The organism is Tropicimonas isoalkanivorans (assembly GCF_900112335.1).
Classification (GTDB): domain Bacteria; phylum Pseudomonadota; class Alphaproteobacteria; order Rhodobacterales; family Rhodobacteraceae; genus Tropicimonas; species Tropicimonas isoalkanivorans.
This window is the reverse complement of the sequence record NZ_FOLG01000009.1, coordinates 13,078-30,532: the sequence shown is the minus strand read 5'-3', so window position 1 is coordinate 30,532 and position 17,455 is coordinate 13,078. Positions and strand designations below refer to the sequence as shown.

Here is a 17,455-nt window from a genome sequence, read left to right as displayed (position 1 = left end):
ACCGGGGCTCTGCCCCGGACCCCGGGATATTTTCAGACACAAGAAGTCAGGGCGCGTCTGCAAGCAACGCCGCGAGGCCGTCGCGGTAGCTCGGATAGCGCAGCTCGACGCCGAGCTCGGACTTGATCCGATCGTTCCGGACCTTCTTGCTATCCGCGTAGAAGCTGCGGGCCATCGGGCTCATCTCCGCTGTTTCGAAGTCTTCTTCCGGCGGGACAGGCAGGCCGAGCAGGTGGGCGGCGTGGGCGATGACATCCTGCGGCGGGGCCGGATCATCGTCGCACACGTTGTAGATGGCGCCGGCGCGCGGCTGTGCGATGGAGGCCGCAAGGACTTGGGCAATGTCCTCCACGTGGATCCGGGAAAAGACCTGGCCCGGTTTGACGATGCGGCGGGCCGTTCCGGCACGGACCTTGGCAAAGGGGCCGCGTCCGGGGCCATAGATGCCGGCCAGCCGGAAGATCATGAGTGGCAGGCCAGCGTCTTCGGCGAAGGTTTGCCACTGGCGTTCCGCGAGGACGCGCAGGCGGCCGCGGCGGGTTGCGGGCGTCAGGGGGGTGGTCTCATCGACCCAGCCGCCCTTGTGGTCGCCGTAGACCCCGGTCGTGGACAGGTATCCGATCCACTTGGGCCGGGCGGCCAGAATCGCGTCCGCGACCTGCGGCAGGAAGGGGTCGCCTGCATCGTCCGGCGCGGCAGAGGCGAGGACATGGGTGGCCTGGCTGATCGCATCTGCGAGGTCGGCGCCAGGCAGGAGCAGGGGAGTGACGCCCTCGGTTTCCAAAGCGTCAGCTTTCTCCGGCGACCGTGTGGTGCCGAAGATGTGCCAGCCCTGTGGTTGCAGGGCGTGGGCGAGGGCCTGGGCGGAGTAGCCGTGGCCAAGGGAAAGCAGTGTCCGGGTCATGGCGTCGTTATCGGACGCCGCAAGGATTGTCACAAGAGATGAGATGTGACCGCGCCTTTGGGCTTGTTTAGGTACCTGAAGCGGGCCTCTGAAATACGGAGCGCCCCTGAAATCGCAGGGGCGCTCACTTGGAGAGCCATCCACTCACATCATCGTCGGGTAGAAGTATCCGGCGGGCTCCCTGTGATTATCCTATATCCAAGAGCCAGTTTTGAAAATGAGCCAGATCAATTATTTGCAGGAGATGCGGCGGTAAATCGTTATATTGCCTGCACGGAAAATCTATCTGGTGCGCCGGCTCGGGGAACACCTTTAGAGAGAGTGATTTCGGCCTTTCACGCGGTTCGCGTGAGTCGCTCAAGCGTCGCCGGATCGCGCTCGTCGCCGAAGAATGCTTCCAGAACCGAATCGAATGGGCGGGGATCCGAGGCTACGGCGGCGAAGAGCGTGGCGGATGAGCGAAGCTTCATGGCATCCACCTCTCCCAGCACGTTCTCGGGACGTTGCGCTGCATGTGGCATGAGGCGGGCGAAGCTTTCCTGCAGACGGGGGCCGAGAACGGGGTGGGCGAGGTAGCGGCGGGCCTCCTCAGCGCCCGCGATGCCGTAGTACGTGGCCATGTGGCTGCGTCCCAGGCCGCGCAGCTGCGGATAGACGAACCAGATCCAGTGACTGCGTTTGCGGCCCGCGTCGATCTCGGCCATCGCCTCCGCCCAGGCGCCCGCCTTGTCCTGAGCGGCGACGAAGCGGTCCAGGTCTGTATCGTCGTGCATGGTCGGTCCTTCTGATGTCATGTCCCTGTCGTCAGGATAGGGGCATTCGGGCTATGGCAATACCGGGTAGGACGCTCTCTTGCATCGCAGGGAAAAACCGGGAAAGGGTGGCGCATGACGGAGACTGCATTGAAGAGCTGGGCCGAGGCCGCCCCCCGCCTGATCGCCGTAGCGTCGGGACGCGAAGCGGCCGACATGGTGATCCGACAGGGCGTCTGGGTGAATGTGCAGAGCCGGGAGCTTCTGCCGAACCACGATCTCGCCATTGCCGACGGGCGCATTGCCTATGTCGGGCCGGATGCGGGGCATTGTACCGGGCCGGAAACGCAGGTGATCGAAGCAAAGGGGCGCTACATGCTTCCGGGCCTCTGCGACGGACATATGCACATCGAGTCCGGCATGTTGACGCCTGCGGAGTTCGCCCGTGCCGTCATCCCGCATGGCACGACGACCATGTTCACCGACCCGCACGAGATCGCCAACGTGATGGGCCTCGCCGGCGTGCGGCTCATGCATGACGAGGCGATGCTTCAGCCGGTCAACATCTTCACCCAGATGCCGTCCTGTGCGCCGTCCGCGCCGGGACTGGAGACCACGGGGGTCGAACTCGGACCCGACGATGTGGCGGAGGCGATGGGTTGGCCGGGGATCGTCGGGCTGGGGGAGATGATGAATTTTCCCGGCGTGATCGCGGGCGACAGGAAGATGCTGGCGGAGATGGCGGCGACGCAAGCCGCGGGCAAGGTGGTGGGCGGGCACTACGCCTCACCGGATCTCGGCCCGCCGTTTCATGCATACGCCGCCGGCGGGCCGGCCGACGACCACGAAGGCACGGCGGAGGACGATGCGATCGCGCGGGTGCGACAGGGCATGCGGGCCATGTTGCGCCTGGGCTCGGCCTGGTACGACGTGGAGCGGCAGATCACGGCGGTGACGGAGCGGGGCCTGGACCCGCGCAACTTCATCCTCTGCACCGACGACTGCCATTCGGGCACGTTGGTGAACGAAGGCCACATGAACCGGGTGGTGCGCCATGCTATCGCCTGCGGCTGCGACCCGCTGGTGGCCTTGCAGATGGCGACGGTCAACACGGCGAGCCACTTCGGCCTGGAGCGGGAGTTGGGGAGCATCGCGCCGGGGCGGCGGGCGGACGTGATCCTGTCGTCCGATCTGCGCGAATTGCCGATCGAGGTGGTCATCGCCCGCGGCCAAGTGGTGGCGGAGGATGGGCAGATCGCGGTGGACTGCCCCCATCTGGAATGGCCGGATGCGGCGCGCAGCTCCGTTAACCTCGGCAAGACGCTGACGGCTGCGGATTTTGAGATCGCCGCGCCGTCGGGAGCGAACCACGTTCGCGCGAAGGTCATCGGCGTGGTGGAGAACCAGGCGCCGACGAAAGCGCTGTCGGCCGAGCTGCCCGTTGCGGACGGGCTGGTGGAGGCCACGGGCGAGGTCTGTCAGATCGCACTGGTGGAACGGCACCGCGGCACGGGGGGCGTGGTGAACGCGTTCGTGCAGGGGTTCGGCTACAGCGGTCCGATGGCCATGGCATCGACTGTGGCCCATGACAGCCACCACATGATTGTCGTGGGCACGTCTCGCGAGGACATGGCGCTTGCCGCCAACCGGCTGGGCGAGGTCGGCGGCGGTGTGGTTCTTTTTGCGGACGGCGAGGAGCAGGCGCTGGTGGAGCTGCCCATCGCAGGGCTGATGTCGGACGACAAGGCCGAACGGGTCGCCGCAAAGGCGGAGGCACTCGGGGCGGCAATGCGGAAGGCCGGGTGCACGCTCAACAACGCCTACATGCAGCACTCGCTGCTGGCGCTTGTGGTGATCCCGGAGCTCAGAATTTCAGACAAGGGGCTGGTCGATGTGCGTACATTCGAACTGGTGCCGGTCATCGAGGAGGTGTTGGAATGACCCGCTTTGGACGCGTGATCCCGATCATCACTCCCGAAGTGCCGCAAGCTGAGACGTTTGACGACGCCGCGGCTGCCGTGGACCGGCTGATCGCGCTCTACCAGTCGGCGACGCGTTTCCTGACGGAGAAGTTCAACGAGGTAATCCGGTCCGGGCAGCCACCTCATCGCTACCGCGCGTTCTATCCCGAAATTCGACTGACCACGACAAGCTTCGCCCCGGTCGATTCCCGGCTCGCCTTCGGTCATGTGCCGGAACCGGGGACTTATTCTACCACCGTCACCCGGCCGGACCTCTTCCGAAGCTACCTTATTCAGCAGGTTGGTCTGTTGATCGAGACACACCGCGTGCCGGTGATGATCAGCGCGTCCGACACACCGATCCCCGTGCATTTCGCCGTTCTGAACGACGCGAGCCTTGCGGTGCCGCAAGAAGGGACGATGCAGTTTCAGCTTCGCGACGTGTTCGACACACCGGATCTGGCGACCACGCACGACAATATCGTCAACGACTTCGATTTCCTCTACGAGGACGGATCGCGGGCGCTGGCGCCGTTCACGGCACAGAGGGTGGATTATTCGCTTGCGCGGCTCAGCCACTACACGGCGACGGCGCCGGAGCATTTCCAGAACCATGTGCTCTTCACGAACTACCAGTTCTATGTGGAGGAATTCGAAGCCTATGCCCGGGAAGCCCTGAAGGACCCGGAGAACGGCTACACCTCGTTCGTCGGCCCCGGGAATGTGGAGATCACGACGTCCGACGGCGAGCTACCAGCGCCGCTGAAGCTGCCGCAGATGCCGACGTACCACCTCAAGCGGGAGAACGGCGCCGGGATCTCGTTGGTCAACATCGGGGTGGGGCCGTCCAACGCGAAGACGGCGACGGACCACATCGCCGTGTTGCGCCCCCATGTCTGGCTGATGGTGGGCCACTGCGCGGGGTTGAGGAACACGCAGGCCCTGGGAGATTTCGTGCTGGCCCATGCTTACCTGCGGGAGGACAAGGTGCTGGATAACGACCTGCCCGTCTGGGTGCCGATCCCGGCGCTGGCGGAGGTGCAGGTGGCGCTGGAAGATGCGGTGGAAGAGGTCACCCAGCTCGAGGGCTATGAGCTCAAGCGGATCATGCGAACGGGCACCGTGGCGACAGTGGACAACCGCAACTGGGAGTTGCGCGACCAGTCCGGCCCTGTGCAGCGGCTGAGCCAGTCGCGTGCCATTGCGCTGGATATGGAAAGCGCCACGATCGCAGCCAACGGGTTCCGCTTCCGCGTCCCCTACGGCACGCTGCTCTGCGTCTCCGACAAGCCGCTTCATGGCGAATTGAAGCTTCCGGGCATGGCTAGCGAATTCTATAAAACGCAGGTCGCGCGCCATTTGCTCATTGGCATCCGGGCGATGGAACTGTTGCGGGAGATGCCGCTCGAAAGGCTACACTCGCGGAAATTGCGTAGTTTCGAGGAAACAGCGTTCCTCTGATCCGGGATTCCCTGCACAAAAGCCCTTGTTTTCTTGAAAGGTCGGCCACAAAACGTTGTGAGCTGAGACCACATGACGTAGAATCAGTACGACAAGCCCCAAGACAGAGGGCAACAACGAGGAGACCATATATGGCCACCAAACCGATGACCAAGACGCAGCTCGTCGCCGCCATCGCCGACGCGATGGAAGCCGACAAGAAGACCGCCACTGCCGCGCTCGACGCGGTCACCGATATCATCACCCGCGAAGTCGCCAATGGCGGCGCGGTGACGCTGCCCGGTGTCGGCAAGATCTTCTGCCGCGAGCGCCCCGCGCGTCAGGTCCGTAATCCGGCGACCGGCGAGATGATCGAAAAGGACGCCGACAAGGTGGTGAAGATGACGATTGCCAAGGCGCTGAAGGACTCCGTGAACGGCTGACGCCCTCCACGTTTCTGCGCTTGTGCCAGAGGGCCGTCCCCCCGGGACGGTCCTTTTTTTGTGGGGTGTCCTTAGGCCGGGACCGGTCGCGACTGCGCCAGACGGACGCGACGCGGGCGAGCGGGCCTCTCCGGATATCGCCTGTTCTCGCTGTTCACCGGGGATTGCCTGTGGCAGGTGGGCGAGACGGGCTTCTGGGGAATAGCGATGGATCTGCGTGCGCTTGGAATGGGGTTGGCGTTTGCCTTCATGTGGTCGTCGGCCTTTACGTCGGCGCGGATCATCGTCGCTCATGCGCCGCCGTTGGGCATTTCTGCCCTTCGTTTTCTGATCGCCGGGACTCTTGCCGTGGCATTAGCCCGTGCGCAGGGGCAATCCTGGCGGTTGACCACGAGCCAGGCGCGGCTGACGGTGGTCTTCGGCATCTGCCAGAATGCGCTCTACCTTGGGTTGTTCTTTGTGGCGATGCAGACGATAGAAGCGTCGCTTGCCGCCATCATCGCCTCCACCATGCCGCTGCTGGTGGCGGTGGCGAGCTGGGCGGTGCTCGGCGAGCGGATGCGCGCCCTGGGCGTGGTGGGACTGTTGGCTGGGTTCACGGGCGTGGCATTGATCATGGGCAGTCGTTTGCAGGCTGGCGGTGCGGATCCCGTCGGTATCGGTCTGTGCCTCGTCGGCGTGCTGGCGCTTACCTTCGCCACGCTCTCCGTGCGGGGGGCATCTTCGGGCGGAAACGTCCTGATGATCGTGGGCCTGCAGATGCTGGTGGGGGCGGCGGTGCTGATGCCTGCGTCGTTGCTGCTTGAGGCATGGCGGATCGACTGGTCTTTGGGGTTCGTTCTGGCCTTTGCCTATACGGTTATCGTGCCAGGACTGATTGCGACGATGGTCTGGTTCCTGCTGGTGCGCAGAATTGGCGCGGTGAAGGCGGCGACGTTCCACTTCCTGAACCCGTTCTTCGGCGTGGCGGTGGCGGCGCTCCTTTTGGGTGAGCGGCTCGGACCCTTGGATGCGGTGGGCGTGGTCATCATCATGGCCGGTATCCTGGCCGTGCAGCTGTCGCGGCAGGCGTCATCGGCGCAGAAGGATCAGCCTCGGGGATAGGCGGTCGCGTCTGATGACCGAGGAGGGGGGCTGTCTGCCCCCCCGCGCGGCGTGGCCGCGCTCCCCCCCGAGGATATTTGCGGACACAAGAAGCCGGGCGGTTGCTTCCGATCCGGCAGGATTGCGCGGGATCAGCCGATCTGGCCGCGCGGGCCGTCGCCCACCTGCCCGCGATGCAGAAGAAGGTGGTCGAGCAGGACGCAGGCCATCATGGCCTCCCCCACTGGGACGGCGCGGATGCCGACACAGGGGTCGTGGCGACCCTTGGTGACGATCGTGGTTTCCTCGCCTGCTGTTGTGACGGTGCGGCGTGGGGTCAGGATGGAAGAGGTAGGCTTGACCGCGAATCGGACGACGATGTCCTGCCCCGTCGAGATGCCGCCGAGGATGCCGCCCGCGTGGTTTGAGCTGAAGACGGGGCCGTTCGGCCCCATGGTGATCTCGTCTGCGTTGGCCTCGCCGGTCAGCGATGCGGCAGCCATCCCTTCGCCGATCTCCACGCCCTTGACCGCGTTGATGGACATGCAGGCCGCGGCGAGGTCCGTGTCGAGTTTGCCGTAGACGGGGGCGCCGAGGCCGGCGGGAACGCCGGAGGCGCGCAGCTCGACCATGGCACCGACCGAACTGCCCGATTTGCGGATGCTGTCAAGATAGTCGGCCCATTCGTTGGCGGCGGTAGCGTCGGGCACCCAGAACGGGTTGTTTTCGACCTCCGAGAGGTCGAAGCGGGCGCGGTCCATCGCCTTTTCACCCATCTGAACCATGTAGCCAGTAATCCGGAGGCCGGGGGCCAAAGCACTCAGGGCGGCGCGGGCAATGCCGCCGGCGGCAACGCGGGCGGCCGTCTCGCGGGCGGAGGAGCGGCCGCCGCCGCGGTAATCCCGGATGCCGTACTTTTGCCAGTAGGTGATGTCCGCGTGGCCGGGGCGGAATTTCTGGGCGATGTCGCCGTAGTCCTTGGAGCGCTGGTCGGTGTTGCGGATCATCAGCTGGATCGGCGTGCCAGTGGTTTCGCCCTCGAAGGTGCCGGAGAGGATCTCCACCGCGTCGGGCTCCCGCCGCTGGGTCGTGAAGCGGCTGGTGCCGGGGCGGCGGCGGTCGAGCCAGTGTTGCAGGGCCTCGGCGGAGACCGGGATCCCCGGGGGGCAGCCGTCGACGGTGGCGCCAAGCGCCGGGCCGTGGCTTTCGCCCCAGGTGGTAACGCGGAAGAGGTGGCCGAAAGTATTCAGGGACATCGCGGGCTCCTTTGTCCGCCCCGTTTAGTGGGGCCGTGGCAGCGGCTCAAGGGGGCTGTCGCTTTGGCCTATCCACGCTGGCGGGGCGCCGGAGCGGGTCAGTGGATGTTGTGGATCAGGCCGGGCAGGACGCCGTGCCGGTAGCCGAAGGTCGGACGGCGCGGAACTGGACCGAGCAGCCATTGGAGGCCGATGGACGCTTCGCCATAGGTTTCGTCGCGGGCGTCGTACCGGATCTGGCCCAGAGAGGCGGTAAACATCGCTCGGTCTTGCGTGCGAAAGGGGATCTCCGCGTGCAGTCCGTAGGCGTAGAAATCCGAATCCGATGTGCCGGGGCGGTTGAGCGTCTCCTTTCGGCCTTCGATGCCGTACCGTGCACCGGAGGGTGTCGTGCGGAACAGATCCACCGACTTGTTGGTGACGTGGCCCTCGTCGAACTGGCTGCCGCCGGTGTCGCTGAAAAAGAGGTCCACGCCGAACCCGCGGGCCGGCGCATAAGCGAATTCCGTGCCAAGGGTGTAGCTCGCGCCGCTCTCGAGGCCCACAGCGCCGTAGAGGCCCGCAAAGACATTCGGGGCGACGCGCAGGTACGGGCGCGCCGCGAGCCCTGCGTAGCCGTCGTCGCCGTCCAAGGATACGGCGCCCGCTGCGTCGGCCTGAAACCCGACTGCTCCGTCGCGAATGTCCGTCGATGCATGGCCAAGAAGGGTGCTCACACCGCCATGCGCACGATCAGCGGCATCCAGGGAAAATCCGGCCATTCCGCCGACCGGCATGAGGTCGCCAGCGGACACAGGGACGGGCAGGGCCAGGGCTGCTGCAAAAAGGGCTGTGGCGCGGTGTGGCATCGGCGGGGCTGGCTCCGTGGGGCGGTGCGAGACCTTCGATGCATGGCCTAGGACAGGTCGCAATCCGGTTCAAGGTGTTGGCCCAAGCGAGGGGTGCGCTGGATCGTAGCGAGGAGCAATTGCGCCCGCCCGGTGCCTCGAGGCGGGCGCGGGGGGGGTATCACCCTTTCGGCGTGTACCAGATCGGCGCCGTATAGGCGCGCTCCACGATTGTCATCGTGGCATCCTCCGGCGGCTCGGCCCCGAGACGGACGGCATCATAGGCCGGCCAGCGCGGGGTCGGGATTTCCAGCACACGAAGGTAATAGAACGCAGGCTGTGCAGGATCGAAGTCCGGGTCTGTCCAAACTGTGATGAGTTCGGGCTCGCCGATAGAGTTGGTATAAGTAGCCGTTGCCACGTCCACCGTGCTCCCAACCTCCGGCACTTTGCCGCTCGTCGCGTCCGGCGTGCGGTCGCCGGCCCAGACGACATCGTAGACGTTTTCCTGGAGCGCGCCGGACGCGTCCATCCACCCCTTCACGACCTGGATGCGGTCGAGGTTCGCGCCGATCGGGTCCTTCATTGCCGCAACGAGGAAGCTGGGTGCCGTGGCGCCCTCGGGCGCGGTGGGCAGGTTGCCGCCCATGGGCACGCCCTTGCCGTAGCCGACTGAGGCGGGCTGACGGTTTTGCGCGTCGGCATCCTCAAAATTCCAGCCACCGAAGAACCGCACGATCATGCGCGGGCCGGTGGTGGCGTAGGTCTCGCGGCGCTTCATCGCGTCCCAGATCGAGGTGCGGGTATTCTCGTCCGCCCAGACTGCGGCATAGCCGGAGGAGCCGACCTCCCAGTCGTAGATCGTCACCCCGGTTTCCTTGTTATCGACAAAGGCGGCTTTCACCCGCTCAGGGCTCGGCTCCTGCGGGACGGTCTTGCCGAAGAAGTTGTCCTCCTCCATCGCTGCGAGCCCGGTATGGGCGTCGCTGCTGCCGATCATGCCAAATTTGTAAGGGTTGGTGCCGAGGTCCTTCTCCAGCTTCAGGCCGTTCTTGAGCGCTTCTCGGGCGTACTCGTATTGCAGCATGTCATTGGTCTTGGCGGTGCTGCCATCCAGGTTGCCCTTGTCCCACAGCTCGAAGTCCGCGAACTCGTCGTTGGGCGACAGGAACGGGTGCGCCTCCCCGGTGCCCTTGGTCTGGGTGACTTCCGCGAGCGGTTCCCATTTCGCGCGGGTCTCTACGTAGGTGGCATCGAGCGGTTCGCCGAAGGTCTTCTCCACCGGGAACATGATGCCATTGGACAGATTGCCGTTGTGCGTGATGGCCAGAACGCTGCCGCTGGTCTTATCCTCGTAGTTCGCCATCCATTCCCAGAGGTGAGCGGGATTGTCGCTGCCGTAGGGTGGATAGACCGTGAAGGGCTGCACCAGGCTCGCCTTGTCGCCGTTGTCGCGGAAAATGACGTTGCGGTGCAGGTTGTTGCCGTCGGTGTTGGACGTCCACTCGTAGCCGATGAACGCGGTGAAGCGGCCGGGATCGTTGAACTCCTCGGCGGCGTCAATGGTCGTCTGCCAGGCGTTTTTGTAGCCTTGCGTCCCCGGGAAATACATCAGCTCCTCGGGGAACGTGTTGTGGGAGAACGCGACGATGATGTCCATCGCGGCGGCCTGACCCTGACCATTCATGATCATGTCGTACCACTTGCGGCCGGTTTCGTTGGCCAGAAGGTCGGCCTTGCCGGCGAAGAGGTCCGGGAAGAAGCCCATGTTGTCGGAATGGTCGGCAACGACGAGGAAGTCGAGCGGGCGTGAGAGCCGCACCGGCTGGCCAGTGCTGGACGTCACTTGCTCGCCCCGCGCGAACCGGTACGCGTCTCGCGGGTTGAGGCGTGCGCCGAACGCACCCGCATCCATCGAGAATGCGGTGTGCAGGTGCGTATCCCCAAAGAGCGGACGGTCGGGGAAGTTGCGGTCGGCGTACGGCGAATAGGGCCGTTCGGCCATGCCCACCGCGATCTTGTCTTCGGTTGCAGTGTTGGCGATTCCGACGCCTTGCTCCGCAGAGGCCGTGACCCCAAGGGCAGTAAAGCAGGCCACCGAACAGAGCAGCGTGCGTTTCCAGGCAGAAAGTGTCATCTCCGTCCTCCTTGAACCGCAAAGATCAATCTTCACTGCGCGATAGGACGGGGCTTGTCGAAAACCTCGGAACGTTTTGTCATCAGGATGCCGCTGCGCGTCCTTTTTTGCAACCTTGGCCGTGGCATTTGACCATGTGATACAGGGTCGCTCGGGTCGGCCCTATTGCCCGCCGGGTGTCAACGCTTTCCGTTGGCGGGCGCGTTGCAGTCCCAGATGGTGCTCGCGAAGGATGATCGCGATACCGGCGGCGACCACGATGGCGGCGCCAGCGATCGTGGTGCCGGTCGGGACTTCGGCAAAAACCAGGTACCCTATTGCGACGGCGAAGATCATGGACGCGTAGTCGAATGGCGCGACCAGCGATGCGTCGCCATACCGGTAGGCCGAGGTAAGCAGCCCCTGACCCATGCCTCCGGCGAGCCCCGCCAGAATCAGGTAGACGGCTTCGCGCGGAGTCGGCACGACCCATCCAAAAAACACCGTGAGGAGCGACAGGCCCGTGCCAGTTATGGTGAAGTACAGCACGATCGTAGCGGCCCGTTCGGTCGCCACGAGTTTGCGGACGAAGATCTGGGCGAGCGCCGCAAAGACGGCGGACATGAGCGCCAGCATCGCACCGAGTGCCTCCGCATGACCGAGCCCCTCGTCCGCCGCGGCGGTCAGGCGCGGGGACAAGACGATCAACACGCCGACCATTCCTACGGCGACGGCGGAAAGGCGAAAGACCCCGACCCGTTCGTTGAGGAACATGTTGGCGAAGATGACGACGAGGATCGGCGCGGCGTAGAAGATGGCCGTCGCTTCCGGCAGCGGAAGCAGGCCGAGCGCCGCGAAGCCCAGCCCCATGGCCGTGACGCCCATGAGACCGCGCCAGAACTGGCCCATGGGGCTCGCCGTCCGCAGACCGCTGGATAGGCCGCCGTCCAGATGGAGCCACAGTAGAATGACGGGGAGGGCAAAGAAGGATCGGAAGAAGACTACCTCGCCTGGCGGAACATGTCCTGTCGTCGCCTTGATGAGACTCTGCATCAGGACGAAGAGGGCCACCGAGCCCAGTTTTTGAAGGATCGCGCGCGAGGGGTTCATACCGTCAAATGCGCATGATGCCGGGGAATTGTCACGTAGGGGCGCGGCTGAAATCGCCCGACCTGTCGCTAGGTCAATCTTTGCCGATGCCGGCTACGTGGGGCCGGCTCATTCCTGCCGCGCAACCGTGCAAGTGTACTCGGTGCCGTCGGGGTCGGGCTCTCGGTAGGTGGCGTTCTCTCCCTTCATCCAGATCGACCGTCCGAAGCTGCCTTCGTAGCGTGCACCGGACGCCGTGCGCGTGACGAAGCCCGTGTCGATGCTGTCCCCCCGCTCAAACCGGACGCTCGGCAATTCGGTGTCGAAGAAGTAGGTGACGACCTCGTTGGCCGGATTGCCGTCACAGGCCCAGAAGGCGATGCCGGTGGGCGTCTCGAGCAGCCACTGTGCTACGAGTTCCCCTTCCCTGCGGAGGTAGGCAGTTTCCACGCAGTCGCGCAGGTCATCGGCCTTCCAGCACTCGTCCCGCCCCTTGATCCACCCACGTTGGTATGCCCGCAACTCATCCTCGGCAGCTTCTGCGCCCGCGTCCAGGCCACGCGCGGTTTCGAGCGCCGCGGCGTAGCGGTCGGCGACACGCCGATCCAGTGCGGAGAGCGCGGGGTCGGAACAGATCAGTTCCTCGGCGACGCTCTCGGCCTTAGTGCAATCGAAGGCTGGTCCGGTCTGTGCGACGGCGGGAGTGGCGGCCAGAAGGCTAAGGGCGGCAATGGTGCGGAACAAGGTCGGCGTCCTTTCGGCAATGCCCGTCATTGGCGGGCTTGAACAGCATGGTATCAACCTTCCCGTAACGCTCAAGCCGCACTGCGGAGGCTGGTCGACCCCAAAAAGCAAAAGGCGCCCCGGAGGGCGCCTTCACAATCTCTAAAAGCAGGCCTGTTAGTCCTTCTTCTTCTTCTTCACCGGCTTCCAGATCCGCTTGTTGGTGACGTAGAGCAGCACCGTGAGGATGGTGAGGAACAGCACGCCGACAAAGCCGGCCTGCTTGCGTGCCATCAACTTCGGCTCGGCAGCCCACATCAAGAAGGCGGCCACATCCTCAGCCTCGTGATGCAGCGAGGTCGCGTGGCCGTCGTCGTACTCAACGTCATCGCCGTAGAGCGGGGGTGCCATGGAGATCCAGCCGGTCGAGAACGCGGTGTTCTCGTAGAAGGTGGTGCCGGCCTCTTCCTTTTCCTCGCCGGTGTAGCCGGTGAGGATGGAGTAGATGTGCTCCGCGCCGCCCATCCCGTTGAAGAGCTGGCTCAGACCGGTGCCGTAGGGGCCGTGGAAGCCCGCACGGGCCTTCGCCATCAGGCTGAGGTCCGGTGCGCCGGCAGAGGTATTGGCCGGGAAATGGTCCGTCGGCACGGCCGGGCGGAAATCGTCAAGCTCCGTGTCGAACACCTCGAAGTTCTGCTCGGCGTAGGCACGAACCTGATCCTCCGGCAGGCCCGGTCCGCTCTCGTTGGAGAGCGTCCGGATCGGGACGTACCGAAGTCCGTGACAGGCCGAACAAATCTCGGTGTAGATCTTGAGGCCGCGCTGAAGCTGCATCTGGTCGAACGTGCCGAACGGCCCCTCGAAGGAGAACGGCACGTCATGGGTGTGCCCGCCCTCGGCCGCCAGCGAGGCGCCGGCGGAGAGGCTGAGGATCGCGGCCGCGGTGAGTGCGATTTTTCTGATCATCTCGAAACGATCCTTTCTGTCACTCGGCCGGGGCCGGCATGGCGGCCGCGTCGTCTTTGGGCTTGCCATAATGGGCATCGAAGTCGGCTTCGATGGTTTCAGGCTGTGCTTCCGGTTTCTCCAGCACGCCCAGGAGCGGAAGGATCACCAGGAAGAAGGCGAACCAGTAGGTAGCTCCTGCCAACGCGATGTAGGGATAAATCCCCTCGGCAGGCATGGCCCCCACCCAGGTGAGCACGACGAAGTCGATGCAGTAGATGGCGAACCACCATTTGAACATCGGGCGGTAGCGTCCCGAGCGGACCGACGATGTGTCGAGCCAAGGGACCAGTGCCCAGACGATGATCGCGCCAAACATGGCGATCACGCCGAAGAACTTCGCGTCCACCAGTCCGAAGGTGATCCAGTTGGCGAACATCACCACCCAGACATCCGCGGTGAAGGCCCGCAGGATCGCGTAGAAGGGCAGGAAGTACCATTCGGGAACGATGTGCGCCGGGGTCTGGAGCGGGTTGGCCTCGATGTAATTGTCAGGGTGGCCGAGGAAGTTGGGCATGAAGCCAACGATGGCAAAGAAGACCACCAGGATCAGCGCCAGGGCGAAGAAGTCCTTGATCACGAAGTAGGGCCAGAACGACAGCGTGTCCTTCTTGGCGACTTCCTTGGACTCGCGCCGCACTTCAACGCCGGTCGGGTTGTTGTTGCCCGTGGTGTGGAAGGCCCAGATGTGCACGATCGTCAGCCCCGCGATGATGAAGGGCAGCAGGTAGTGCAAGGAGAAGAAGCGGTTCAGCGTGGCATTGTCCACCGCCGGTCCGCCCAACAGCCAGGTCTGGATGCTTTCGCCGATAAAGGGGATGGCACCGAAGAGGCCGGTGATCACCGTCGCGCCCCAGAAGGACATCTGCCCCCAGGGAAGCACGTAGCCCATGAAGGCGGTGCCCATCATGCACAGGTAGATCAGGATGCCGATGATCCATGTGATCTCGCGCGGAGTCTTGTAGGAGCCGTAGTAAAGACCCCGGAAGATGTGCAGGTAGACCGCGAAGAAGAAGAGCGATGCGCCGTTCATGTGCAGGTAGCGCAGGAAATGGCCACCGTTCACGTTGCGCATGATGTGCTCGATGGAGGCGAAGGCCATGTCCACGTGCGGGGTATAGTGCATCGCCAGCACGATGCCGGTGACGATCTGCAGCGCAAGGCAGAAAGCCAGGATGATGCCCCAGATCCACATCCAGTTGAGGTTCTTGGGAGTGGGGATCATCAGTGTGTCGTACATCAGGCCGAGCACGCCGAGGCGTCTGTCGACCCACTTCTCGGCGCCGGTCTTCGGCTCGTAATGGTCGTGGGGAATTCCAGCCATCTTTGTCTCCCTTAGCCGAGCTTGATCGTGGTTTCGTCCACGAAGGACGCGGTCGGAACCGGCAGGTTCTGCGGCGCGGGCCCTTTGCGGATGCGTCCCGCGGTGTCGTAGTGCGACCCGTGGCAGGGGCAGAACCAGCCGCCGATGCCGTTGGGGCCGACATAGTCGCCCGCATCGCTCAGCGGCACGCAGCCCAGGTGGGTGCAAACGCCCATCATCACCAGCCAGGCCCCGGACTCGTCCAGCGCGCGGTTCTCGTCCGTCGCGGGCGCGGCGCCGTCAATGTTGGCGTTGCGCGCGACCTGGTCGACCAACTCGGATATCTCGACGGATCGGGCCTGCTCGATCTCGGCCTCCGTGCGCAAGCGCAGGAACACCGGTTTGCCGAGCCATTTCACCGTGATCTGCGTCCCTTCCTGTACGGAACTGACGTCGACCTGGATGGAACTGAGCGCCTGGACGTCGGCGGAAGGGTTCATCTGGTTAATCAGGGGCCAGACAGCGGCGCCCGTGGCGACCGCGCCCGCACCCGCGGTCGCGTAATAGAGGAAGTCGCGACGGGTGCCGTCGTGGTCTTCTGCTTGGGACACGAGCAATCTCCCTTTTGCTGGCGTAGCGTGCTTCAAACGAATTTCGGGTCGCGGGTAGCCGCGACCGGTCTGGAGGACTAGTTAGTTGGATGGCTTGGATTGGTCCAGTCGGCAAACTCCCGCAGGTGCGGCGCGGTGTCGCAAAGTGGATGAGTTATCACATTTTTCGCATGTGAAAAGCTGTCGGAGCCTGTCTGGCGGGCGGTTGCGACGGCCCGTTTGGACGGGAATCGCTTGTACCTCCCGAGGAACAGGCGTGATTTGAGCCCGAAAACTTGCAAGAGGGAATCACGAGCATGAATCGCCAAATTGCTGCGCTTCTGGCCCTGTCGTCCACAGTCGTCGCCGCGCCTGCCCCGGCCGAGGTGGAACTCAGTTTTTACACCGGTTTTCAGGAAGCCGTAGACTCCAAGGCAAAGGGCGACGATGGCCAGAACGATTTCGATTTTACGGTGGACTGGGAAGGCAAATCCGCCGACATGCCGCCGTACTACGGCTTCCGCGCAACGTGGTGGCGGAGCGAACGCATCGGCTATGGCCTCGAATTCAACCACGCGAAGGTCTACGCCTCCGACTCCGATCGTAAGAAACACGGATTTGACGATCTGGAACTGACCGATGGGATGAACCTCTTTACCGCGAACGTGTTCTACCGCTGGCCGGGCCAATGGGCGAGCGGACGGATCACGCCGTATGTCGGTGGCGGCTTGGGCTTCGCGATGCCCCACGTCGATGTCGAGCGCGGTGACAGCGACACGTTCGAATACCAGGTGACGGGGCCAGCCGCGATCTGGGTGGCGGGCGCATCCTGGGAGTTGAACGAGAACTGGGCGCTCTTCGGGGAGTACAAGGGGTCGTACTCTTCCCACGACATCGACCTCGACAACGGTGGCGAGATGGAAACCGACATCACAACCAATGCGTTCAACATCGGCGTCAGCTACAGTTTCTGACCGCCGCGCGGGAAGCGGGGCAGTGCCCCGCTGCCTCCGGCGGGGGTATTTCGGCCACCGAGACGGACAGGTCGCGCCAATGGCGGGCGGGGGCGTTTTGTGCTATCATTCCGGGGTATTTCGCTTGTCATGGAGGGGGTGATGACAAAGACGCTGACCGGCAAGTTCGCTTCGGCGGACACGGCCCGTAATGCCCACGAAGACCTGATCGATACCGGATTTCCGAGCGAGGTCGTTTATCTCGATCGGGACCGCGGCGAGGTGAAGGTCATCACCTCGGCGGATGCAGCCCCCGAGGCGCGCGAAGTTCTGCGGCGGCACAAACCGATCGGTATCGAGGAGACGCAGGGTTAGGCCGGCGCCGGCCGCTCGGTGGGAAAGGTCGCCTGCATCGAGGGCCGGGCCGCAAAACCTTTTTCCCACGTTGCAAGCGCGTCGCGACCCGCGCGCCAATCGCGCCCGCCATGGCGGAAGTCGAGGTAGCCGAGCGCGCAGCCCGTGGCAATCTGACCGATGTGGAGCGGACCAGCGAGTAGGCTGCTCCAGCGCGCTTCCAGCACGTCGAGGGCGCGAGCGACCTTGGCCCACTGGCTCTCGACCCAGAAGTCATGGATCTTCTCCTGCGGGCGGCAGCGCGATTCATAGACCATGAGCACCGCGGCCTCCATGATGCCGTCGGAGAGCGCCTCGAGCGTCATTACTTCCCACAGCCGGTTGCTTGGATAGAGCGCTGCCCCGGCGCGGGCATCGAGAAACCGGCAGATGACCCGGCTGTCGAACAGGGCTGGCCCGTCGTCCCGGACCAGCGTGGGGATCTTCCCAAGCGGGTTCCAGGAGACGGCGGCATTCGTGGCGTCCATGGGCGTGACTTTTGCCGGGACGATTTCGACGTCGGCGGTCTGCCCCGTCTCGTGCAGGGTGACCATCACCTTGCGCACGAATGGCGACGCTGGACTGTGGTAAAGTTGCATGGAACCTCCGGAACTTAT

General features: G+C 64.3%; 17 protein-coding genes. 6 read left to right on the top strand and 11 right to left on the bottom strand.

The genetic code is table 11. From position 1 onward, the window contains the following. Window positions 1-46: 46 nt before the first annotated feature. Both BM075_RS14495 and BM075_RS14490 read right to left on the bottom strand, forming a co-directional pair. Window positions 47-904, bottom strand: coding sequence for an SDR family oxidoreductase (locus BM075_RS14495; protein WP_093361418.1), 858 nt, complete (start codon window positions 902-904; stop codon window positions 47-49). A 335-nt stretch (window positions 905-1,239) separates the two neighbouring features. After that, window positions 1,240-1,677 (bottom strand): DUF1810 domain-containing protein, encoded by a 438-nt coding sequence (locus BM075_RS14490; protein ID WP_093361417.1) that lies wholly within the window; start codon window positions 1,675-1,677, stop codon window positions 1,240-1,242. Window positions 1,678-1,791: 114 nt separating this feature from the next. Here BM075_RS14490 and ade point away from each other — a divergent pair, with 114 nt between their 5' ends. The 4 genes from ade (at window position 1,792) to BM075_RS14470 (ending at window position 6,604) form a co-directional block, all read left to right on the top strand. Continuing rightward, window positions 1,792-3,597 carry an adenine deaminase gene (ade, locus tag BM075_RS14485; protein ID WP_093361416.1) on the top strand — a complete coding sequence of 602 codons (1,806 nt, stop codon included), beginning with the start codon at window positions 1,792-1,794 and terminating at the stop codon, window positions 3,595-3,597. Then, a complete protein-coding gene (locus BM075_RS14480) occupies window positions 3,594-5,078 on the top strand; it encodes an AMP nucleosidase (RefSeq protein ID WP_093361415.1) in 1,485 nt (494 codons plus the stop codon). The genes ade and BM075_RS14480 overlap by 4 nt, the downstream gene beginning before the upstream one ends. Window positions 5,079-5,209: 131 nt before the next feature. Beyond that, entirely contained in the window at window positions 5,210-5,500 is a 291-nt protein-coding gene (locus tag BM075_RS14475; RefSeq protein WP_093361414.1) for an HU family DNA-binding protein, read from the top strand. Window positions 5,501-5,707: 207 nt separating this feature from the next. Next, a complete protein-coding gene (locus BM075_RS14470; protein WP_093361413.1) occupies window positions 5,708-6,604 on the top strand; it encodes a DMT family transporter in 897 nt (298 codons plus the stop codon). Window positions 6,605-6,735: 131 nt separating this feature from the next. Here the strand turns inward: BM075_RS14470 and aroC are convergent, their stop codons facing one another. From aroC to petA, 8 genes are all read right to left on the bottom strand, one after another. Then, a complete protein-coding gene (gene aroC / locus BM075_RS14465; protein WP_093361412.1) occupies window positions 6,736-7,839 on the bottom strand; it encodes a chorismate synthase in 1,104 nt (367 codons plus the stop codon). Window positions 7,840-7,937: 98 nt separating this feature from the next. Further along, the gene (locus BM075_RS14460) at window positions 7,938-8,600 is read right to left on the bottom strand and encodes a hypothetical protein (protein WP_143089880.1); all 663 of its coding nucleotides are present in this window, start codon (window positions 8,598-8,600) and stop codon (window positions 7,938-7,940) included. Window positions 8,601-8,847: 247 nt separating this feature from the next. Next, window positions 8,848-10,803 (bottom strand): DUF3604 domain-containing protein, encoded by a 1,956-nt coding sequence (locus BM075_RS14455; RefSeq protein ID WP_093361410.1) that lies wholly within the window; start codon window positions 10,801-10,803, stop codon window positions 8,848-8,850. A gap of 162 nt (window positions 10,804-10,965) precedes the next feature. Continuing rightward, window positions 10,966-11,892, bottom strand: a complete 927-nt coding sequence (locus BM075_RS14450) for a DMT family transporter (RefSeq protein WP_093361409.1) — start codon at window positions 11,890-11,892, stop codon at window positions 10,966-10,968. Window positions 11,893-12,000: 108 nt separating this feature from the next. Further along, on the bottom strand, window positions 12,001-12,615 hold the full coding sequence (locus BM075_RS14445; RefSeq protein WP_245758859.1) for an MliC family protein: 615 nt from the start codon (window positions 12,613-12,615) through the stop codon (window positions 12,001-12,003). A gap of 156 nt (window positions 12,616-12,771) precedes the next feature. Further along, window positions 12,772-13,560, bottom strand: a complete 789-nt coding sequence (locus tag BM075_RS14440; RefSeq protein WP_093361407.1) for a cytochrome c1 — start codon at window positions 13,558-13,560, stop codon at window positions 12,772-12,774. 19 nt (window positions 13,561-13,579) lie between these two features. Then, window positions 13,580-14,923, bottom strand: coding sequence for a cytochrome b (locus tag BM075_RS14435; protein WP_093361406.1), 1,344 nt, complete (start codon window positions 14,921-14,923; stop codon window positions 13,580-13,582). Window positions 14,924-14,934: 11 nt separating this feature from the next. Continuing rightward, entirely contained in the window at window positions 14,935-15,513 is a 579-nt protein-coding gene (gene petA, locus BM075_RS14430; protein ID WP_093361405.1) for a ubiquinol-cytochrome c reductase iron-sulfur subunit, read from the bottom strand. A gap of 296 nt (window positions 15,514-15,809) precedes the next feature. Here petA and BM075_RS14425 point away from each other — a divergent pair, with 296 nt between their 5' ends. Then, window positions 15,810-16,466: an outer membrane protein gene (locus BM075_RS14425; RefSeq protein ID WP_093361404.1), complete on the top strand. Its 657-nt coding sequence runs from the start codon at window positions 15,810-15,812 to the stop codon at window positions 16,464-16,466. Between the two features lie 141 nt (window positions 16,467-16,607). Further along, window positions 16,608-16,820 carry a hypothetical protein gene (locus BM075_RS14420; protein WP_093361403.1) on the top strand — a complete coding sequence of 71 codons (213 nt, stop codon included), beginning with the start codon at window positions 16,608-16,610 and terminating at the stop codon, window positions 16,818-16,820. Here BM075_RS14420 and BM075_RS14415 read toward each other — a convergent pair. After that, window positions 16,817-17,437 carry a glutathione S-transferase gene (locus tag BM075_RS14415; protein ID WP_093361402.1) on the bottom strand — a complete coding sequence of 207 codons (621 nt, stop codon included), beginning with the start codon at window positions 17,435-17,437 and terminating at the stop codon, window positions 16,817-16,819. The two genes, BM075_RS14420 and BM075_RS14415, sit on opposite strands and share 4 nt — an antisense overlap. Window positions 17,438-17,455: the final 18 nt, after the last annotated feature.

Coding starts and splice junctions, on each gene's coding strand:
- BM075_RS14490 (WP_093361417.1), bottom strand. CDS start 1,677: ATGCACGACGATACAGACCTGGACCGCTTCGTCGCCGCTCAGGACAAG.
- BM075_RS14415 (WP_093361402.1), bottom strand. CDS start 17,437: ATGCAACTTTACCACAGTCCAGCGTCGCCATTCGTGCGCAAGGTGATG.
- BM075_RS14480 (WP_093361415.1), top strand. CDS start 3,594: ATGACCCGCTTTGGACGCGTGATCCCGATCATCACTCCCGAAGTGCCG.
- BM075_RS14470 (WP_093361413.1), top strand. CDS start 5,708: ATGGATCTGCGTGCGCTTGGAATGGGGTTGGCGTTTGCCTTCATGTGG.
- BM075_RS14455 (WP_093361410.1), bottom strand. CDS start 10,803: ATGACACTTTCTGCCTGGAAACGCACGCTGCTCTGTTCGGTGGCCTGC.
- BM075_RS14425 (WP_093361404.1), top strand. CDS start 15,810: ATGAATCGCCAAATTGCTGCGCTTCTGGCCCTGTCGTCCACAGTCGTC.
- ade (WP_093361416.1), top strand. CDS start 1,792: ATGACGGAGACTGCATTGAAGAGCTGGGCCGAGGCCGCCCCCCGCCTG.
- BM075_RS14475 (WP_093361414.1), top strand. CDS start 5,210: ATGGCCACCAAACCGATGACCAAGACGCAGCTCGTCGCCGCCATCGCC.
- aroC (WP_093361412.1), bottom strand. CDS start 7,839: ATGTCCCTGAATACTTTCGGCCACCTCTTCCGCGTTACCACCTGGGGC.
- BM075_RS14460 (WP_143089880.1), bottom strand. CDS start 8,600: ATGGCCGGATTTTCCCTGGATGCCGCTGATCGTGCGCATGGCGGTGTG.
- BM075_RS14420 (WP_093361403.1), top strand. CDS start 16,608: ATGACAAAGACGCTGACCGGCAAGTTCGCTTCGGCGGACACGGCCCGT.
- BM075_RS14495 (WP_093361418.1), bottom strand. CDS start 904: ATGACCCGGACACTGCTTTCCCTTGGCCACGGCTACTCCGCCCAGGCC.
- BM075_RS14440 (WP_093361407.1), bottom strand. CDS start 13,560: ATGATCAGAAAAATCGCACTCACCGCGGCCGCGATCCTCAGCCTCTCC.
- BM075_RS14435 (WP_093361406.1), bottom strand. CDS start 14,923: ATGGCTGGAATTCCCCACGACCATTACGAGCCGAAGACCGGCGCCGAG.
- BM075_RS14450 (WP_093361409.1), bottom strand. CDS start 11,892: ATGAACCCCTCGCGCGCGATCCTTCAAAAACTGGGCTCGGTGGCCCTC.